The sequence below is a fragment of the Streptomyces sp. DSM 41931 genome, assembly GCF_050271085.1.
In the GTDB taxonomy this organism is placed as follows: domain Bacteria; phylum Actinomycetota; class Actinomycetes; order Streptomycetales; family Streptomycetaceae; genus Streptomyces; species Streptomyces albogriseolus.
On sequence record NZ_CP189902.1, the window covers coordinates 3695297 to 3713734 of the forward strand.

At 73.4% G+C, this 18438-nt stretch carries 19 protein-coding genes; 12 read left to right on the forward strand and 7 right to left on the reverse strand.

Features of this window, described 5'->3' with window-relative positions; translation table 11 throughout:
• The first annotated feature begins 38 nt into the window (after positions 1-38).
• Genes ACP7TJ_RS17175 through ACP7TJ_RS17190 form a run of 4 tightly spaced genes read left to right on the forward strand, consistent with a single transcriptional unit; the run spans position 39 to position 3804 of the window.
• Positions 39-1394 carry a sensor histidine kinase gene (locus ACP7TJ_RS17175; RefSeq protein ID WP_427763727.1) on the forward strand — a complete coding sequence of 452 codons (1356 nt, stop codon included), beginning with the start codon at positions 39-41 and terminating at the stop codon, positions 1392-1394.
• Positions 1391-2056 (forward strand): response regulator, encoded by a 666-nt coding sequence (locus tag ACP7TJ_RS17180; protein WP_093764477.1) that lies wholly within the window; start codon positions 1391-1393, stop codon positions 2054-2056. Before ACP7TJ_RS17175 ends, ACP7TJ_RS17180 begins: the two co-directional genes overlap by 4 nt.
• Positions 2057-2095: 39 nt before the next feature.
• On the forward strand, positions 2096-2530 hold the full coding sequence (locus tag ACP7TJ_RS17185) for a VOC family protein (protein ID WP_401627683.1): 435 nt from the start codon (positions 2096-2098) through the stop codon (positions 2528-2530).
• Between the two features lie 53 nt (positions 2531-2583).
• A complete protein-coding gene (locus tag ACP7TJ_RS17190; protein ID WP_189911115.1) occupies positions 2584-3804 on the forward strand; it encodes a cytochrome P450 in 1221 nt (406 codons plus the stop codon).
• A gap of 31 nt (positions 3805-3835) precedes the next feature.
• Here the strand turns inward: ACP7TJ_RS17190 and ACP7TJ_RS17195 are convergent, their stop codons facing one another.
• A complete protein-coding gene (locus tag ACP7TJ_RS17195) occupies positions 3836-5497 on the reverse strand; it encodes an ABC transporter permease (protein ID WP_401627687.1) in 1662 nt (553 codons plus the stop codon).
• On the reverse strand, positions 5494-6459 hold the full coding sequence (locus tag ACP7TJ_RS17200; RefSeq protein ID WP_427763729.1) for an ATP-binding cassette domain-containing protein: 966 nt from the start codon (positions 6457-6459) through the stop codon (positions 5494-5496). Before ACP7TJ_RS17200 ends, ACP7TJ_RS17195 begins: the two co-directional genes overlap by 4 nt.
• A gap of 103 nt (positions 6460-6562) precedes the next feature.
• Between ACP7TJ_RS17200 and ACP7TJ_RS17205 the strand changes: the two genes are divergently transcribed.
• Positions 6563-7090, forward strand: a complete 528-nt coding sequence (locus ACP7TJ_RS17205; RefSeq protein ID WP_167741206.1) for a GbsR/MarR family transcriptional regulator — start codon at positions 6563-6565, stop codon at positions 7088-7090.
• A 35-nt stretch (positions 7091-7125) separates the two neighbouring features.
• Here ACP7TJ_RS17205 and ACP7TJ_RS17210 read toward each other — a convergent pair whose 3' ends face one another.
• Entirely contained in the window at positions 7126-7986 is an 861-nt protein-coding gene (locus ACP7TJ_RS17210; RefSeq protein ID WP_093764483.1) for a diacylglycerol kinase, read from the reverse strand.
• Between the two features lie 186 nt (positions 7987-8172).
• Between ACP7TJ_RS17210 and ACP7TJ_RS17215 the strand changes: the two genes are divergently transcribed.
• Entirely contained in the window at positions 8173-9456 is a 1284-nt protein-coding gene (locus ACP7TJ_RS17215) for an adenylosuccinate synthase (protein ID WP_093764484.1), read from the forward strand.
• Positions 9457-9524: 68 nt separating this feature from the next.
• Here the strand turns inward: ACP7TJ_RS17215 and ACP7TJ_RS17220 are convergent, their stop codons facing one another.
• The 3 genes from ACP7TJ_RS17220 to ACP7TJ_RS17230 form a co-directional block, all read right to left on the reverse strand.
• Positions 9525-10175 carry a hypothetical protein gene (locus tag ACP7TJ_RS17220; RefSeq protein ID WP_093764485.1) on the reverse strand — a complete coding sequence of 217 codons (651 nt, stop codon included), beginning with the start codon at positions 10173-10175 and terminating at the stop codon, positions 9525-9527.
• Between the two features lie 71 nt (positions 10176-10246).
• On the reverse strand, positions 10247-11017 hold the full coding sequence (locus tag ACP7TJ_RS17225) for a GntR family transcriptional regulator (RefSeq protein WP_093764486.1): 771 nt from the start codon (positions 11015-11017) through the stop codon (positions 10247-10249).
• An 83-nt stretch (positions 11018-11100) separates the two neighbouring features.
• Positions 11101-12456 carry an aspartate aminotransferase family protein gene (locus ACP7TJ_RS17230; RefSeq protein WP_266399112.1) on the reverse strand — a complete coding sequence of 452 codons (1356 nt, stop codon included), beginning with the start codon at positions 12454-12456 and terminating at the stop codon, positions 11101-11103.
• A gap of 184 nt (positions 12457-12640) precedes the next feature.
• On the opposite strand from ACP7TJ_RS17230, the gene ACP7TJ_RS17235 reads away from it, so the two are divergent.
• The 3 genes from ACP7TJ_RS17235 (at position 12641) to ACP7TJ_RS17245 (ending at position 15693) form a co-directional block, all read left to right on the forward strand.
• Positions 12641-13246 carry a DJ-1/PfpI family protein gene (locus tag ACP7TJ_RS17235; protein ID WP_266547819.1) on the forward strand — a complete coding sequence of 202 codons (606 nt, stop codon included), beginning with the start codon at positions 12641-12643 and terminating at the stop codon, positions 13244-13246.
• Complete coding sequence (locus ACP7TJ_RS17240) at positions 13243-13713, forward strand: MarR family winged helix-turn-helix transcriptional regulator (protein WP_093764660.1); 471 nt, start codon at positions 13243-13245, stop codon at positions 13711-13713. The genes ACP7TJ_RS17235 and ACP7TJ_RS17240 overlap by 4 nt, the downstream gene beginning before the upstream one ends.
• Positions 13714-13791: 78 nt before the next feature.
• The gene (locus ACP7TJ_RS17245) at positions 13792-15693 is read left to right on the forward strand and encodes a serine/threonine-protein kinase (RefSeq protein ID WP_427763734.1); all 1902 of its coding nucleotides are present in this window, start codon (positions 13792-13794) and stop codon (positions 15691-15693) included.
• A 39-nt stretch (positions 15694-15732) separates the two neighbouring features.
• On the opposite strand, the gene ACP7TJ_RS17250 is transcribed toward ACP7TJ_RS17245, so the two are convergent.
• Positions 15733-16479, reverse strand: coding sequence for an SLATT domain-containing protein (locus tag ACP7TJ_RS17250; protein WP_093764490.1), 747 nt, complete (start codon positions 16477-16479; stop codon positions 15733-15735).
• 303 nt (positions 16480-16782) lie between these two features.
• Here ACP7TJ_RS17250 and ACP7TJ_RS17255 point away from each other — a divergent pair, with 303 nt between their 5' ends.
• From ACP7TJ_RS17255 to ACP7TJ_RS17265, 3 genes are read left to right on the forward strand one after another with little or no spacing between them, the layout of a single operon-like run.
• Positions 16783-17124 carry a YbaB/EbfC family nucleoid-associated protein gene (locus ACP7TJ_RS17255; RefSeq protein WP_078492938.1) on the forward strand — a complete coding sequence of 114 codons (342 nt, stop codon included), beginning with the start codon at positions 16783-16785 and terminating at the stop codon, positions 17122-17124.
• Between the two features lie 60 nt (positions 17125-17184).
• Positions 17185-17784 carry a recombination mediator RecR gene (gene recR, locus ACP7TJ_RS17260; protein WP_093764491.1) on the forward strand — a complete coding sequence of 200 codons (600 nt, stop codon included), beginning with the start codon at positions 17185-17187 and terminating at the stop codon, positions 17782-17784.
• Complete coding sequence (locus ACP7TJ_RS17265; protein WP_093764492.1) at positions 17777-18436, forward strand: DUF5063 domain-containing protein; 660 nt, start codon at positions 17777-17779, stop codon at positions 18434-18436. The genes recR and ACP7TJ_RS17265 overlap by 8 nt, the downstream gene beginning before the upstream one ends.
• Positions 18437-18438 lie beyond the last annotated feature (2 nt).

Consider the following 18438-nt stretch of genomic DNA (forward strand, 5'->3'; position numbering starts at 1 on the left):
TGACGACCGCCACCACCCGGTCGGCCTACCGTGTGAGCGTGACCGAGACGACGCACCAGCAGCCCGCCGGAGCCCCGCGCACCGGGGACGGGTACCGCAGCCCGGAGTACCGGCTGGCGCAGAACGCCCTGCAGGGGCTGCGCCAGGACCTGTTCCACGACCCTTTCGCCTACCGCCCGATGGAGCCCAGGCCGACGACCGGCCCGCTCCTGCGCCGGCTGCCCACGCGGATACGCACCGCCGCGGAACGGCTGCCGCACGCGGTGGTGGGGGCGATCGCCCTGCTCACCCTGCTGATCGGCGCAGTCTCCGGCAGCGAACCCGGCGGGGACGCCAGGGCCCTGCTGACCGGTCTGCTGTGCGCGCTCCCCGTGGTCGCCACGCTGACCCGGCCGGTCGGCGCGTTCTGGCTGTCCATCGCGGTGAGCCCGGTGACCGCGCTGCTCAACGGCGGCGGCTCCGACTGGCCGTGGATGCCCGGCGCGTTCGTCAGTCACCTCACCGTGCTCGTGGTGACCGCGCTGCGCACCCGGCCCCGCACCGCCGTCTGGATGTGGGTCGTCACCGCCGCGTACGCGATCCTCTCGGACATCTTCATCGGCGGGTCGTACTACTACACCAACGGCGGGCCGATGCTGGTCACGTCGGCGTTCGCGCTGCTCGTGGTCTGTCTGTGGCACGTCCGGCACACCGCCCAGCAGGAGGTGACCGCGCAGCAGACGGTCACCGCGCAGGAGCGGTCCCGGCGCACCCTGCTGGAGGAGCGCACCACCATCGCCCGTGAGCTGCACGACGTGGTGGCCCACCACATGTCGGTGGTCGCCATCCAGGCCGAGGCCGCGCCGTACCGGGTGGAGAACCCGCCGGAGGAGCTGGAGCGCGCCTTCGCCACCATCCGGGAGAACGCCGTCGCCGCCCTCACCGAGCTGCGCCGCATCCTCGGCGTGGTCCGCGCCGAGGACTACGAGGCCCCCGACGCCCCGCAGCCCACCCTCGCCGACCTGGACGCCCTGCTGGTCAACGTGCGGGACGCCGGGCTGACCGTGGAGAAGGTGGTCACCGGCGCGGTGCGGGAGCTGCCGCCCGGCGTGGAGCTGTCGGCGTACCGGATCGTGCAGGAGGCGCTGAGCAACAGCCTGCGGCACGCGCCCGGCGCAAGCGCCCGGGTGGAGATCGGGTACGTTCTCGGCGGTCTCGGCGTCCGGGTCGTCAACGGCCCGATGCCCGGGCCGAGCCTGGTGAAGCCGTCGCCCGGGGCCGGTCACGGCATCACGGGCATGCGGGAGCGGGTCGCCATGCTGAACGGCGAGATGACCGCCGGGCCGACCGAGGACGGCGGCTACGAGGTCGCGGTGTTCCTGCCGGTCACCATGGTGAACGAGGATGACGCATGACCATTCGCGTGCTGATCGCGGACGACCAGATGATGGTGCGCGAGGGCTTCTCGGTGCTGCTCAACGCGATGCCGGACATGGAGGTCGTCGGCGAGGCCGTCAATGGCCGGCAGGCGGTCGAGAAGGTCCGCGAACTCGCCCCCGACGTCGTGCTGATGGACATCCGCATGCCGGAGCTGAACGGCATCGAGGCGACCCGGGAGATCGTCGCGGCGGACGGCGCGGCGAAGGTGCTGGTGCTCACCACCTTCGACCTGGACGAGTACGTCTACCAGGCGCTGCGCGCGGGCGCCTCGGGCTTCCTCCTCAAGGACGCCTCCGCGCGTCAGCTCGCCGACGGTGTGCGGGTCGTCGCGGCCGGAGAGGCGCTACTCGCCCCGTCGGTCACCCGGCGGCTGATCACCGAGTTCTCCAAGCTGTCCGACGCGCCCCGGGTGCTGCCGTCCGTGCAGGCCGCGTACGGGGACCTCACCGAGCGGGAGACGGAGGTGCTGGTGCTGATCGCCCAGGGCCTGTCGAACGCGGAGATCGCCGAGCGGCTGGTGGTCGCCGAGTCGACCATCAAGACCCACGTCAGCCGCATCCTGGTGAAGCTGGGCCTGCGCGACCGCACCCAGGCGGCGGTCTTCGCGTACGAGGCGCGTCTGGTCACGCCGGGCTGAGCCGGGCCCGGCCCGGGCGCGCGGCCTAGGGTGGGGCGCATGGAACAGCGCATCACCCTGATCACGCTGGGGGTCACCGACCTCGCCCGCGCGAAGGCCTTCTACGAGGCCCTGGGCTGGCGGGGCCAGGAGGTCCAGGAGACCGTCTTCTTCCAGGCGGGCGGTCTCGGCCTGGTCCTGTGGAGCCGGGAGAAGCTGGCGCGTGACTCCGGCCTCGAACCCGGCACGCCGGGCGGGTTCGGCGGCATCGTCCTCGCGCACAACGTCCGCTCCGACGCCGAGGTCGACGCGGTGCTCGCGGCGGCGGACCGCGCCGGCGGGACGGTCACCAAGCCGGCCGTTCTCAACGAGATCGGCTTCTACTCGGGCGCCTTCACCGACCCCGACGGCCACGCCTGGGAGGTCGCCCACAACCCCGGCCTCCCGCTCGCCGAGGACGGCACGGTCACCCTCCCCGACTTCGGCGCCGTCTGACGGACACCCGGCACCCCTGGTCAGAGGGCGGGGCGGCGGTCTACCGTCCGTCCATGGCAGCTCCTTCCGACCTCGCTTTCGACCCGTGGGACCCCGCGTTCGTCGCCGACCCGTACCCCGCCTACGCGTGGCTGCGGGAACAGGGCAGGGTGCGGTACTTCGAGCCGACGGACCAGTGGCTCGTCGCGCACCACGCGGACGTCTCGGCGCTGCTGCGCGACCGGCGCCTGGGACGGACCTACCTGCACCGGTTCAGCCACGAGGAGTTCGGCCGCACGCCGCCCCCGCCGGAGCACGAGCCGTTCCACACGCTCAACGACCACGGCATGCTCGACCTGGAACCGCCGGACCACACGCGCATCCGCCGCCTGGTGTCCAAGGCGTTCACCCCGCGCACGGTCGACCGTCTGCGGCCGTACGTGCGCGAGCTCGCGGACGAGCTGGTGGCGGGGCTGGTCGCGGCGGGCGGCGGCGACCTGCTGCGGGACGTCGCCGAGCCGCTGCCGGTCGCGGTGATCGCGGAGATGCTGGGCATCCCGGAGTCCGACCGTGCGCCGCTGCGCCCCTGGTCGGCGGACATCTGCGGGATGTACGAGCTGAACCCGTCCGAGGAGGCGGCGGCGAAGGCGGTCCGCGCGTCGGTCGAGTTCTCGGACTACCTGCGCGACCTGATCGCCGAACGCCGCAAGAACCCCGGCGACGACCTGATCTCCGGTCTGATCGCCGCCCACGACGAGGGCGACCGGCTGACCGAGCAGGAGATGATCGCCACCTGTGTGCTGCTGCTGAACGCGGGCCACGAGGCGACGGTGAACTCCACGGTCAACGGCTGGTGGGCGCTGTTCCGCCACCCCGGCCAGCTCGCCGCCCTGCGCGCCGACCACTCCCTCGTCCCCACCGCGGTCGAGGAACTGCTCCGCTACGACACCCCGCTCCAGCTCTTCGAGCGCTGGGTGCTGGACGAGATCGAGATCGACGGCCAGGTGATCCCGCGCGGCGCGGAGATCGCGATGCTGTTCGGCTCCGCCAACCACGACCCGGCGGTCTTCGCCGACCCGTCGCGCCTGGACCTCACCCGCCGCGACAACCCGCACATCTCCTTCAGCGCCGGCATCCACTACTGCATCGGCGCCCCCTTGGCCCGCATCGAACTGGCCGCCTCGATGACGTCCCTCCTGGAGCGGGCCCCCACCCTCCGCCTGGCCGCGGAACCCGTCCGCAAGCCGAACTTCGTGATCAGGGGACTGGAGGGGCTGGCCGTGGAAGTGGGCTGATCACCCGCTCGGCCGATCAGCACCCTGACGGCTACTTCGTCTCCAGGTCCCGGCGGCGGAACCCGGTCAGGCCCAGCCACACCAGGGCGGCGGCGACGAGGGTCAGCAGGAACAGCGGGGTCCAGTTCATGCCGGCGGCGGGCAGGCGAGGGATGTGGCCGAAGGGGGAGAGGTTGTTCATCCAGTCCGGGAACTGGAGGATCTGGCCGAGATAGCCGACCACGAACGCATACACCGGCACGACCCAGGCCGCCTGGCTCGCCCGGGGGAACCAGCCGAAGAGGACCACCGCCACGCCGACCGTGACCCACAGGGCCGGTGCGTACGCGAGGGCCGCGCCCGTCAGGTCGGGCACCAGCCCGGCGTCACCGGTCGAGGCAGCCCCGGCCAGGCCGAAGCCGAGCCCGGCCAGCAGCAGGACGACCGTGCCGCCGCCCATGGCCACGGCCAGATGGCCGCCGACCCAGCGGGAGCGTGAGAGGCCGGTGGCGAGCAGGGGCTCGGCGCGGCCCGCCGTCTCCTCGGAGCGGGGCCGCAGGGCCGCCATCACGACGTACACCGACGCCACGACCGTCAGGACGACCATGACCATCGAGGCGAAGGACTCGGCGACGCTCGCCCCGCCGATGCGCTCCAGGGCCTGCTCGATCTCGTCGATGCCCGCCAGCATGTCCTCGGCGTCCCCGAGGATCGACCCGTACATCGCGCCCATCAGGAACAGGCCGGCGCCGAAGCCGGCCAGCAGGCCCCGGTGCAGGCGCAGGGCGAAGCCGACCGGTGTGGTGAGCGCGGCGGAGGCGGTGGGACTGCCCGGTTTCTGCGGACGCAGTCCCGCGCCCACGTCCCGGCGGGTGGAGAGCCAGAACCCCGCCGCCGCGCACCCCGTCGCGCACAGCAGGCACAGCAGCAGCGGCCACCAGCGGTTGTCGACGTACGGGTAGCTGCGCTGCACCCAGCCGATCGGGGACAGCCAGGACAGGGTGTCGTTCGTGCCGCTGTCGCCGGCGGCGCGCAGCACGTAGGCGATGCCGATGACGGCGAGCGCCGTCCCGGACGCCCCGCGGGTGTGCGCGGTGACCTGGACGGTGACCGCGGCGACGGCGGCGAAGACGAGGCCGGCGGCGGCGTGGGCGAAGCCGTAGACCAGCGAGCCCGCGGTGTCGATGCCCTCCATCCCGAGGCCGGCCAGGCCGAGGGCCAACAGCAGGGCGAGCGCGAGGTTGGCCAGGACGGCGACGGCCAGGGCGGCGGCGAGGTGGGCGTGCCGGCCGACGACGGTCGAGCGCACCAGTTCGGCGCGGCCCGTCTCCTCCTCGGCGCGGGTGTGCCGCGTGACGATCAGCACGCTCATGAGGCCGACGAGGACGGCCGTGAAGCCGATCATCTGGTGGCTGAGGATGGAGCCGAAGCCGTCGTCGGTGAGGTAGTGGCGGGGGCCGGACATGGCCAGGCCGGCCGGGCTGTCCACGCTTCTGACGGCGTTCGCCCGGTCCTCCGGGTCGCTGTAGAGCGTCCTGAAGCTGTTCGCCGTCATGAGGGTGGAGAGGAACAGGGCCAGGATCCACACCGGGAGCCGGATCCGGTCCCGGCGCAGGGCGAAGCGGATCAGGGTCCGGGTGCCGGCCAGCGCGTTGCCGCCCGCGACCGGTGCGGCGGGCGCCCGGGTGCCGGGGCCGACGGTGACGGAGGTCATCGCGGCTCTCCGTTCGTGCCCTGTCCGGTGGTGCGCCCGTCGGCGCCGGCGCCGTGCCCGTTGGCGGCCAGTTCGTCGCCGTAGTGGCGCAGCATCAGCTCCTCCAGGGTGGGCGGGTGGCTGACCAGGCTGCGGACGCCGAGGTCGCTGAGCGCGCGGACGGCGGCGCCGACGTGGGCGCCGTCGACGGTGAAGTGGATCCGGCCGGTGGCCTCGTCGACGGTCCGCAGGTCGTGGACGCCGGGCAGGCGGGCGAGGTCCGCGGCGGGCCGTTCGGTCTCCGCCTCGACGGTGGTGCGGGTCAGGTGGCGCAGCTCGCCGAGGGTGCCGGACTGGACGGTCCGGCCCTGGCGGACGATGCTCACGCGGTCGGCGAGCTTCTCCACCTGGGCCAGGATGTGGCTGGAGAGCAGCACGGTCCGTCCGGCCGCCTTGGCCTCGGCGATGACGTCCTGGAAGACGACTTCCATCAGCGGGTCGAGCCCCGCGGTCGGCTCGTCGAGCAGCAGCAGTTCGGCGTCGGAGGCGAGCGCGGCGACGATGGCGACCTTCTGCCGGTTGCCCTTGGAGTAGGCGCGGCCCTTCTTGGTCGGGTCGAGGTCGAACCGCTCGACGAGTTCGGCGCGGCGCCGCTCGTCGAGCCCGCCGCGCAGCCGGGCCAGCAGGTCGATGGCCTCGCCGCCGGTCAGCCCCGGCCACAGCTCCACGTCGCCGGGGACGTAGGCGAGACGGCGGTGCAGCGCCACGGCGTCGCGCCACGGATCGTGCCCCAGCACCTCGGCGGTGCCGGAGTCGGCGCGCAGCAGACCGAGCAGTACACGGAGGGTGGTCGACTTGCCGGCGCCGTTGGGGCCGAGGAAGCCGTGGACCTCGCCGGTCTCGACGCTCAGGTCGAGCCCGTCCAGCGCTTGGGTCCGGCCGAACGACTTGCGCAGCCCGGACACGGAGATGGCCTTCGTCATGCCTGGGAACGTACGCTTCGTTCACAGATTTGTGAAGTTAAGGAAGCGTATAAACGCTGACTAGACTGAACCGGTGGCGCCTGAGCAGGGGAGAGGGTCGGACATGGCGGAACCGGGCGGGACGGTCCGGGACCCGGAGGCGGTCTCGCGGTTCGTCGAGCACTTCGCGGCGCAGCTGGTGGAGGCCGGGCTGCCGCGGATGCCCGCCCGCGTCTTCGCGGCCCTGCTCGCGTCCGACACCGGGGTCATGACCTCCGCCGAACTGGGCGAGCGGCTCAGGATCTCACCGGCCGCGGTGTCGGGGGCGGTGCGCTACCTGGCGCGCCAGCACATGGTGTCCCGCGAGCGTGAACCGGGCTCCCGCCGGGAGCGCTACCGGGTCCACGGCGACCAGTGGTACGAGGCCCTCACCAATCGCGAGGCCGTCATCAGGCGCTGGGAGGGGGCCCTGAGGGACGGCATCGCCAGTCTGGGAGGGGACACCCCGGCGGGCCGACGGCTGGCGGAGACGCTGGCCTTCTTCGAGTTCGTGGAGAAGGAGGTCGAGGCGATGATGGAGCGCTGGCACGGGCACCGGCAGAAGCTGTTCGGCGGTGCCGGGGAGGACCCGGGAGCGGCCCCCGGGCTGTAGTCGGTCCGACGCGGCGAGTGCCGTCCAGAGGCGGCTCACGCCGGCACCGTCAGCCCCCAGGCCCCCTCCCGCACCTCCCAGGTCCGCGTCCGCACCGGTCCCGACACCACCGCGTCCGCCCGGTAGCGGAAATGCGCGCCCGACACGGTGATCGTGCTGCCCTCCGCCGAGAGGGGGGACGCCTCCGCGCCGACGGAGGCCGGGCGGACCTCCACGCGGGCCGTGCCCGAGGCGCCGGGGACGACCGAGACGGCCTCCACCGACTGGTGCAGGTCGACAAGGGTCTCCCCGTCCACCTCCACCCGCAGCCGCGTCGGCCCCGACCCGGGTGCGGCGGGCGGCCGGGCGGGCGCGAGCGTGCGGACCAGGGAGCGGCAGGTCCGCAGCCAGGGGTGGGTCACCCCGTCGGGGGAGTGCCGCAAGGGGGACGGGGAGCCGAGCGGCGGGATCCGCAGCGCGCCGAGCACCACGCCGTCGCGGTCGTCGACCAGCAGGTCCATCCGCCGCTCCGCCCCGTCCAGCACCGCCCGCGCCGCGGCCACCGCCCCGCACGGCACGCCCAGCGCCCGGGCGAGCGACACCGAGCCGCCCACCGGCACCAGGGACAGCGCGCACCCGGCCAGCTCCCGCCGCCGGTGCAGCAGCTCCACCGCGCGCACCAGCGCCCGGTCGTCGCCCACCACCACCGGACGCCGCGAGCCGCGCCGGGAGAGCGCCCGGGCGAATTCCTCGGGGCCGTCCGGCAGGCACACCTTCGCGCCCGCCGCACCCGCGCGGAGCACGTCCCGTGCGATCCGGACCGACTCGCCGTCCGCCCGCCGGGCGACCGGATCGATGACCACCAGGAGCTGATCGGACGTCGCGGAAGAAGTCCCGGAAGTCGCCACCTCGGCCATGCCTCGCTTCCTCGGGTAGCATCTTTGTGCAAGAGCCCCTTTGCGCTATTGCGCCAGGGGCTTCGTCTATTCCGGGGCATCCGGTCCGACGGTTGGCGGCCAACGGTGGTCGCGGTGCACGCGGCGGAGATCCTCCGTGTGCGCCCCTGACCTTGGACATGCCCCGCCCGGAAGGGGTGTACGCGCGTGCCCGCACTTGTGCTGCTCGGTGCTCAGTGGGGTGACGAAGGCAAGGGAAAGGCGACGGACCTGCTCGGTGGTTCCGTCGACTATGTGGTGCGCTACCAGGGCGGCAACAACGCCGGCCACACGGTGGTCGTGGGCGATCAGAAGTACGCCCTTCACCTGCTCCCTTCCGGGATCCTCTCCCCCGGCTGCACGCCGGTCATCGGTAACGGCGTCGTCGTCGACCCGTCGGTCCTGCTCTCCGAGCTGAGCGGTCTGAACGAGCGCGGCGTCGACACGTCGAAGCTCCTGATCAGCGGAAACGCGCACATCATCACGCCGTACAACGTGACGGTGGACAAGGTGACCGAGCGCTTCCTCGGCAAGCGCAAGATCGGCACCACCGGCCGCGGCATCGGCCCGACCTACGCCGACAAGATCAACCGCGTCGGCATCCGGGTGCAGGACCTCTACGACGAGTCGATCCTCACCCAGAAGGTCGAGGCGGCCCTCGACGTCAAGAACCAGATGCTCACGAAGCTCTACAACCGGCGCGCGATCGCCGTGGAGCAGGTGGTCGAGGAGCTGCTGGGCTACGCGGACAAGCTGGCGCCGTACGTCGCCGACACCGTGCTGGTGCTGAACGAGGCGCTGGAGCAGGACAAGGTGGTCCTCTTCGAGGGCGGCCAGGGCACCCTGCTCGACATCGACCACGGCACGTACCCCTTCGTCACCTCGTCGAACCCGACCGCGGGCGGCGCCTGCACGGGCGCGGGCGTGGGCCCGACGAAGATCAGCCGGGTCATCGGCATCCTCAAGGCGTACACCACCCGTGTCGGCGCGGGACCGTTCCCGACGGAGCTGTTCGACGAGGACGGCGAGGCGCTGCGCCGCATCGGCGGCGAGCGGGGCGTCACCACCGGCCGTGACCGCCGCTGCGGCTGGTTCGACGCGGTGATCGCCCGCTACGCGACCCGGGTGAACGGCCTGACGGACTTCTTCCTCACCAAGCTCGACGTGCTCACCGGCTGGGAGCAGATCCCGGTCTGCGTGGCCTACGAGATCGACGGCCGGCGCGTCGAGGAGCTGCCGTACTCGCAGACGGACTTCCACCACGCGAAGCCGGTCTACGAGATGCTGCCGGGCTGGAACGAGGACATCAGCAAGGCGAAGTCCTTCTCCGACCTGCCGAAGAACGCCCAGGCGTACGTGAAGGCCCTGGAGGAGATGTCCGGCGCCCCGATCTCCGCGATCGGCGTGGGCCCGGGCCGTACCGAGACGATCGAGATCAACTCGTTCCTCTAGGAGCACCCGCCGCGACCGGCCACCGGCGTCCCCGGGAGGGGGCGCCGGTGGCCGGCGCGTGTCCGGGCTCAGCTGAAGACGATCATCGAGCCCTGCGCCAGGCTCCGGGTCGCCGCCGCGTGCAGGCCCAGCCACACATGGCGCTCGCGGGCGAAGGGACTGGGGTCGTACGGGGCCGGGACGGCCGGCTCCTCCAGCTCGGTGGGGGCCCCCGGAGGCTCGGGCGCGGCCGGCGGGTTCGCCGGGTCGATGCCGATCGACGGGGCGACCAGCTCCAGTTCGCGCAGCAGCGCGTGCGAGGAGCCCAACGGGCCGCCTCCGGCGAGGAGTTCGTCGCTGGACAGCGGACTCGGGAAGTCGACGGGCACGTACGCGCCCGCGTGGTCGTAGTGCCACACCAGGTGCGACTGCTGGGCCGTGGCCTCGAACATCTCCAGCAACTGCTCGTAGTCGCCGCCCAGTTCGTCCACCGGGGTGACCGGGAGCCCGCAGACCTGGAGCAGGTACACGCGTCGCAGGAAGTGCAGTGCGTCGTAGTCGAACCCGGCGACCGGGGCGACGTCGCCGGTCAGTCCCGGCATGTACTGGTACACCGGCACCGGCGGCAGTCCCGCGTCGGCGAGCACCGTGTTGTACTGCGCGAGTTCCTCGGCGAAGGGGTTGTCGGGCGTGTGGCACAACACGTCGACGAGCGGTACCAGCCACAGGTCACAGGCCAAAAGAGGACTCCTCGCATCGCGCGGTCGTCGGGTGGGACGTCCGGGTCCGGGAAGACGGTTCGGGACAGGCGTCAGGGAAGCGTATCGGCGTCCCGGGCGGGCGGATCCCCCTGTGCGGGCCGCCGTACAGGTCCCTTACCCGCCGCGTCGGACGTCAGGCCCTCGACGAGGGACAGGGAGTACGCGGTGTACGCCTCGAGGATGGCGCGCGCGGTGGCGGTGTCGCCCTCGGCCAGGGCGTCCACCAGCTCGGTGTGACCCGCCCAGAGCCGGCCCCGCGGATCGGGCAGCTGCCGCAGGTGCTGCACCACGTACACCCACATCTGCACCCGCAGCCGGTGCAGGAAGTCGGTGAGGTACGGGTTGCCGAACGCGGACGCCAGCTCCCGCCAGAACCGCAGGTCGTAGCCGATCAGCACGGTGACCTCGCCGGCCAGGGCCGCGCGCCGGGCCTCCTCGCCGCGCCGCCGCACCCCCGCGAGGAGCGCCGCCAGCCGGGGCTCGTCGGGCCGCGGACGCGGAGCGCCGCCGTGGGTGAGCGCGTGGAACATCCCGTCGGTGACCAGGCTGCGCGCCTCGATCATGCCGCGGAAGTCGTCGGCGGAGTACTCGTGGACCCGGAAGCCCCGGTGCTGGTCGGCGTCCAGCAGCCCCTGCGCCGACAGATCGACCAGCGCCTCCCGCACGGGCGTCGCGGACACCCCGTACTGGTCGGCGATCTCCTTGACGGTGAACTCCTGCCCCGGCTGGAGCCGCCCGGCCAGCACCTCGTCACGGAGCGCGTCGGCGATCTGCTGCCGCAGGGTGCTGCGGGTCACGGCGACGTTGCCGAGGCGGGGCATGGTCGGGGCGTCTCCCTCATCGCGTTCGAGTGGCGTGCTCGCGGAAGTCCACGGGCACGCCACCTTACGCGGTCCTCCGCCGGCTACCTCACGTACTCGTCGGCCACCGACAGGGCCGCGTCCAGGGCCGCCAGGCCCTCCTTCAGCTCGGCCTCGCCCGTGTTGAGCGGCGGCACCACATGGGTGCGGTTCATGTTCACGAAGGGCCACAGGCCGGCCTTCTTCGCGGCGGCGGCGAACGCGGCCATCGGGGCGTTCGCCTCGCCGGACGCGTTGTACGGCACCAGCGGCTCCCGGGTCTCCCGGTCCCGCACCAGTTCCACCGCCCAGAACATGCCGGTGCCGCGCACCTCGCCCACGCTCGGGTGACGCTCGGCCAGCTCCCGCAGACCGGGGCCGACGACGGACGCGCCGAGGGAGGCCGCGTTCTGGACGAGGTTCTCCTCCTCCATCACGTTGATCGTCGCGACGGCCGCGGCGCAGGCCAGGGGGTGCCCGGAGTAGGTCAGGCCGCCCGGGTAGGCGCGGGTGGCGAAGGTGGCGGCGATCTCCGGGGAGATGGCGACACCGCCCAGCGGGACGTAGCCGGAGTTCACGCCCTTGGCGAAGGTCATCAGGTCCGGCACGACGTCGTACAGGTCGGCCGCGAACCAGGTGCCGGTCCGGCCGAACCCGGCCATCACCTCGTCCAGCACCAGGACGATGCCGTGCTTGTCGCACAGCTCGCGGACGCCCGCGAGGTAGCCGGGCGGGGGCGGCATGATGCCGGCGGTGCCCGGGATGGTCTCCAGGATGATCGCGGCGATCGTCGACGGCCCCTCGAAGGCGATCGTCGTCTCCAGGTGCTCCAGCGCCCGCGCGCACTCCTGCTCCTCGGTCTCGGCGTAGAAGCGCGAGCGGTAGAGGAACGGCGCCCAGAAGTGCACGACTCCGGCGGTGCCGCTGTCGGAGGCCCAGCGGCGCGGGTCGCCGGTGACGTTCACGGCCTGCTGGGTGCCGCCGTGGTACGAGCGGTACGCGGAGAGCACCTTGGGGCGGCCGGTGTGCAGCCGGGCCATGCGCAGGGCGTGCTCCACGGCGTCGGCGCCGCCGTTGGTGAAGAAGATCTTGTCCAGGTCGCCGGGGGTGCGCTCGGCTATCAGCCGGGCCGCCTCGGAGCGCGCCTCGACGGCGAACGCGGGCGCGAACGTCGTCATCCGCGCCGCCTGCTCCTGGATCGCGGCGACGACCTTGGGGTGCTGGTAGCCGATGTTGGTGTAGACGAGGCCGCTGGTGAAGTCGAGGTAGCGGCGGCCGTCGTAGTCCCAGAAGTACGACCCCTCCGCCCCGGCGACGGCGAGCGGGTCGATGAGCTCCTGCGCGGACCAGGAGTGGAACACATGCGCACGGTCGGCGGCCTTGACGGCGGCGCCGGCCTCGGGGTTGGGCTGAGGGGTCATGCGCCCGAGCGTAGGCGGGGGCGGCGGGCGGGCGACATCGGCGGGGTGTCTGCGGTGCGGGGGTTTCCGCGACAGGTTGTCGACAAGGGAGGCGGATCGGGGGCGGATCCTGGTTGACAGCCTGCTGTCATGAGGACAGGATGTTGTCATAGCTCGGCAGAGGAATCGACCCCAGGGAGCGGTCATGACCCGCAGGCCCGTGCATCTCGCCCTCTACGACACCTGGGCCGACTGGGAGACCGGTCATGCCACCGCGCATCTCGCCCTCGCGGGCTTCGAGGTCCGCACCGCGACCCCCGGCGGCCGGCCCGTCACCAGCATGGGCGGCCTCCGCGCCCTGCCCGACCTCGCGCTGGAGGAGCTGCGCCCCGAGGACAGCTCCCTGCTGATCCTCCCCGGCGCCACCGCCTGGGACGAGGGCGACGACCTCGCCCCCGCCGCCCGCACCGCCCGCGCCTTCCTCGACGCGGGGGTGCCGGTCGCCGCGATCTGCGGCGCCACCGCCGGGCTCGCCCGCGAAGGCCTGCTCGACGACCGGGCGCACACCGGCGCCGCCGCCCCCTACCTCGCGGCGACCGGATACGCGGGCGCCGGGCGGTACGTGGAGGCCGACGCCGTCACCGACGGCCCGCTCGTCACCGCCGGACCGACCGAACCGGTCGCCTTCGCCCGCGAGATCCTCACGCTGATCGGCGCCTACGACGACAAGGCGGCCGACGCCTGGTACCGGCTGTTCCACGACTCCGACCCGGCCGCGTACGCGGAGTGGACGGAGGCGGCGAGCAGGTGAGCCGCGAGGAGCAGGACCTGCTCAGCCGGGGCGCGCTCGGCGCCTTCCGGCTGAACGGCCAGTTCCTCGCGGTCGCCGAGGAGCTGGCCCGGCCCGCCGGGCTCACCGCCGCACGGTGGCAGGTGCTGGGCGCGGTGCTCAGGGAGCCGCTGCCGGTGTCCGGGATCGCCCGCGCCATGGGCATCACCCGGCAGAGCGTGCAGCGCGTCGCCGACCTGCTGGTGGAACAGGGGCTCGCCGAGTACCGGCCCAACCCGGCCCACCGCCGGGCCAAACTCCTCGCCCCGACCGAGGAGGGCCGCGCCGCCGTCCGCCGTATCGACCCCGGGCACGCGGCCTTCGCCGCACGGCTCGCGAAGGCGTACCGGGAGGCGCACGGGGAGGAGGGGCTCGCCGAGGCGGTGCGGGCGCTGGAACACCTGTCCACGGTGCTCGACGGCCTGGGCCCGCCTGTTACGGAACCGTAGACGTGACCCGGCTCACCGGGCACCGGCCCGCCACTATCCTCGATCCGTTGCTCACTGCGGGGGGAAGGCGGCGCAGCGATGGACCAGCTCGGGATCGGGGATCCGCAGACCATCGGGGGCTACCGGCTGCTCGCACGGCTGGGCGCCGGCGGCATGGGCCAGGTCTACCTCGCCCGCTCCGACCGGGGACGCACCGTCGCCGTGAAACTGGTCCGCGAGGAGCTGGCCCGGCAGGAGGAGTTCCGCGCCCGCTTCCGCCAGGAGGTGCGGGCCGCCCGGCAGGTCGGCGGCGACTGGACCGCGCCCGTGCTGGACGCCGACACCGAGGCGGCCGTGCCGTGGGTGGCCACCGGGTACGTCGCCGGGCCGAGCCTCCAGCAGGTGGTGGGCCACGACCACGGGGCGCTGCCCGAGCGGTCGGTGCGCATCCTCGGCGCCGGTCTCGCGCACGCCCTCAAGGACATCCACGCGGCCGGGATCATCCACCGCGACCTCAAGCCGTCCAATGTGCTCGTCACCATCGACGGGCCGCGCGTCATCGACTTCGGCATCGCCCGCGCGCTGGAGACGGTGACCGACGGCGGGCTCACCCTCCCCCACAGCCCGAAAGGCGTGGGAGGTGCCCCCATCGGCGCGCTCGTCGGCTCGCCCGGCTTCATGGCGCCCGAGCAGGTGCGCGGCGACCGCATCACGCCCGCCTGCGACGTGTTCTGCCTCGGCTCGGTGCTCGCCTACGCGGCGACCGGCGCGCTGCCGTTCGGCACCGCCAACAGCGGGGTGCACGCGCTGATGTTCCGCATCGCGCAGGAGGAGCCCGATCTGACACAGGTGCCCGAGGGGCTCGCCGACCTGGTGCGGGCGTGCCTGCGCAAGGACCCGGCGGCACGGCCCACGCTCGACGAGGTGCTGGCCCGCACGGGTGCGGAGGACACGGTCGCCGACGGGCGTTCCCGCGACCCGTGGCTGCCCAGCGCGCTGGTCGCCCAGCTGGGCCGGCACGCGGTACGGCTGCTCGACGCGGAGGACCCGGAGGCGCCGGGGCCGGGGGAGCCGGGAGGGGACGCGTCCGCCGAGCACGCGCGCGCCGCCGACGACGGGGCCGCGCCGCCCCCGGACGCGCCCGCCCCGCCCCCGCCCGGGCAGCCCGGGGTGAACCACCTGCCCACAGTCGTGGTCGGCCAGGGCGGCGACCCCGCCCCGCCGCCGGGACCGGCGCCGGGGGGAGACGGGTACGGAGCAGGGCCGTACGGGGCAGGCGCGTACGGCGGGGGCGCCTACGGCCACCCCCAGCAGCACCCGCAGCCGCCCGCGTACGGCTACCCGTACGGCGGCCACGGCGCGAGCGGCACCCCGCCCTACGGCCCGCCGCCGTACGTTCCGCCACCGCAGGAGCCGCGCCGCGACAACCGCTCCACCGCGCTGCTCGTGGTGATCGCCCTGGTGGTGGCGCTCGCCGCGGGCGGCAGCGTGTACGCGCTGATGAGCGGCGCCCGGGGCGACGACCGCGCGGGCGGCGACCCGTCGACGCCCGCCGCGCCGGCCGGCACTCCGCGGAGCACCGGCGACGCGGCCACCACCGACGACGTGCCGCCCACGGAGTCAGGCTCGCCGAGCAGCGGCGCGCCCGCGGACGGGACGGTCCCGGAGGAGTTCCTGGGCCGCTGGTCCGCCACCATCGACAACGACAGCGGCTCGCACAGCCGCCGCCTCACCGTGCAGCAGGGCGAGGCCGGCGACACGGTGATGTCCCTGGTGGCCGAAGGACCCACCGGCAACGGCACCTACCACTGCGTCTTCGAGGCCCGCCTCACCGGCGCCTCCGGCGGCCGGCTCCAGCTCGGCCCGTCCACGGTCACGGCCGGGGAACCCCGCAGCGCCTGCACCCCCGGCTCCGCGAGCGACATCGTCCTGCTCCCGGACGGCACCCTGCGCCGCACGAGCACGGGCACGGGCGAACAACTGACGTACACCCGCGACTAAGAGAACGCGCCGCGCAGGGGAAACGCCCCCGGCAAAACCTCACCGCGGCTCCGGCGGCCGCTGCCGGGGCATGTTCGGCCGCGCCCCGTTGGCCGGAGCAGCGAACCGCCCCGCCGGAAGCACCACCTCCGACCGCCCCCCGCCGCCCAGCGCCCCCCGCACGCCCAGCGGCGCACCCCCGCCCCGGAACTCCATCATCCAGTCCGCCGTCTCCACCCGGACCAGCTCCGTCACGTCCTCCGTGAACCGCCGCAGCACCGTCAGACACCGCTCCGCCGCCTCACTCGCCGTGCCCTCGGCGGGACCCAGCACCTCCCGCACGCACTCCGACGCCCAGTCGAACTGGAACGCCTGCAGCCGCCGCTGCACGGCCTGCGCGGTCGCCACGTCCCGCATCCACCCGGACGTCATCCCGAAGAACCGGTCGCCCGCCACGCACGCCACGGCGAGCAGCAGCGCGAGGTACCCCCAGGGCGTGACGCCGTCCGCCGCCCCGGTCAGGTCCAGCAGCGGCAGCCCGGCCCCGGCGAGCGCGCCCAGTGCCGTGCCGGTCCGCAGGCCCCACGCGCAGCGCCGCTTCCACATCCGGTCCTCGAGGTACCACGCGGCGGTGTCCAGCGCCCCGCGCTCCACCCACCGGTACAGCTCGTCCAGCCGCGCGGCCGGCTCACCCCAGTCCCCGAGCGGGAACGCGCGGCCGACGGAGTCGCCCGGGCTCAGCCCCGCCGCGCCTTCGCCCCGCCCGTCGTGAGGCCGACCTTCGGGCTGCATCTCCGGCTGACCCACCCGGTATCTCCCCTCCTGAACCGACCTGACCGACCCCGCGCACACACACCGCACGCGGTCGGCCGGTCACGCGTGGTGCTCGCGCGCCGGGCCCTTCCTACCGCCCAACGGGTGGGCGCGTCGGGAGTTCGCGCGCTTTTACGCCCGGAAGGGGGCCGTGATCAGGTATAGGGCCCCGGAGGGAACTCACCCGAAAGAGTGCCGGGGCGACGGCCGTCCCGAGCACGTAGGCTCGTGCCGAGGGTGCGACCGTCGCACCCGGACCGACGTAGCGATCCGACGTACCGACCTAGGAGCTGAATCGTGATCCCCGGTGGTGGCCAGCCCAACATGCAGCAGCTGCTCCAGCAGGCCCAGAAGATGCAGCAGGACCTGGCCAAGGCCCAGGAGGAACTGGCGCGCACGGAGGTCGAGGGCCAGGCGGGCGGCGGTCTCGTGCGGGCCACCGTCACCGGCTCCGGCGAGCTGCGGGCGCTGAAGATCGACCCGAAGGCGGTGGACCCCGAGGACACCGAGACCCTCGCGGACCTGGTCGTCGCGGCGGTCCAGGCGGCGAACGAGAACGCGCAGACGCTGCAGCAGCAGAAGCTCGGCCCGCTGGCCCAGGGCCTCGGCGGGGGCGGTATCCCCGGCCTCCCCTTCTAAGCGGGGCCGCGGCCCTCTACCGTACGTAGTGAAGGAACATCAGGAAGGGACGGCAGTCCGTTGTACGAAGGCGTGGTCCAGGACCTCATCGACGAGCTGGGACGGCTGCCCGGCGTCGGTCCCAAGAGCGCGCAGCGGATCGCCTTCCACATCCTGCAGGCGGAACCGGCGGACGTACGGCGTCTGGCGCAGGCGCTGACGGAGGTCAAGGCGAGGGTCCGCTTCTGCGCGGTCTGCGGGAACGTCGCGCAGGAGGAGCGGTGCGGCATCTGCCGCGACACCCGGCGCGACCCCGCGGTCATCTGCGTCGTGGAGGAGCCGAAGGACGTCGTCGCGATCGAGCGCACGCGTGAGTTCCGCGGCCGCTACCACGTGCTGGGCGGCGCGATCAGCCCGATCGACGGGGTGGGCCCCGACGACCTGCGCATACGGGAACTCCTGGCCCGGCTGGCGGACGGCACGGTCACCGAGCTGATCCTCGCCACGGACCCCAATCTCGAAGGCGAGGCCACAGCCACGTACCTCGCCCGCATGATCAAGCCCATGGGCCTGAAGGTCACCCGCCTGGCCAGCGGCCTCCCGGTGGGCGGCGACCTGGAATACGCGGACGAGGTCACGCTCGGCCGCGCCTTCGAGGGGAGACGACTCCTAGATGTCTGACGCCACGCTGCACGCGACCGACCGGAACCCGGACGACTTCGCGGTCCAGATCGCCGATCAGATCGAGAGCTTCCTGGTGGCCGTCACGGAGGTCGCGAAGGGCGACGAGCCGGACTCGGCGGTGCCCTTCCTCCTCCTCGAGGTCTCCCAGCTGCTCCTGGCCGGCGGCCGTCTCGGCGCCCACGAGGACATCGTCCCCGAGGAGCGCTACGAGCCGGACATGGGCCCCGAGCCGGACGTGGACGAGCTGCGCGAGAACCTGGCGCGGCTGCTCGACCCGATCGACGTCTACTCCGAGGTCTTCGACCCGTACGAGCCGCGCAAGGCCCCGGTCCCGGCCCGCATCTCCGACGACCTCACCGACGTCATCACCGACCTGCGCCACGGCATGGCCCACTACAAGGCGGGCCGCACGTCGGAGGCGCTGTGGTGGTGGCAGTTCTCCTACTTCTCCAACTGGGGCTCCACGGCGTCGGCGTCCCTGCGCGCCCTGCAGTCGGTCGTCGCCCACGTCCGCCTGAACCAGCCCCTCGCCGAACTCGACGGCCTGGACACCGACCAGGGCCTGGGCGACGACACCCTCGAGGCCGAGGCCGGCAAGGTCATGGCCGAGGAGATCGGCACCCCCCTGGGCATGCGCCCGGTCCAGTAGGA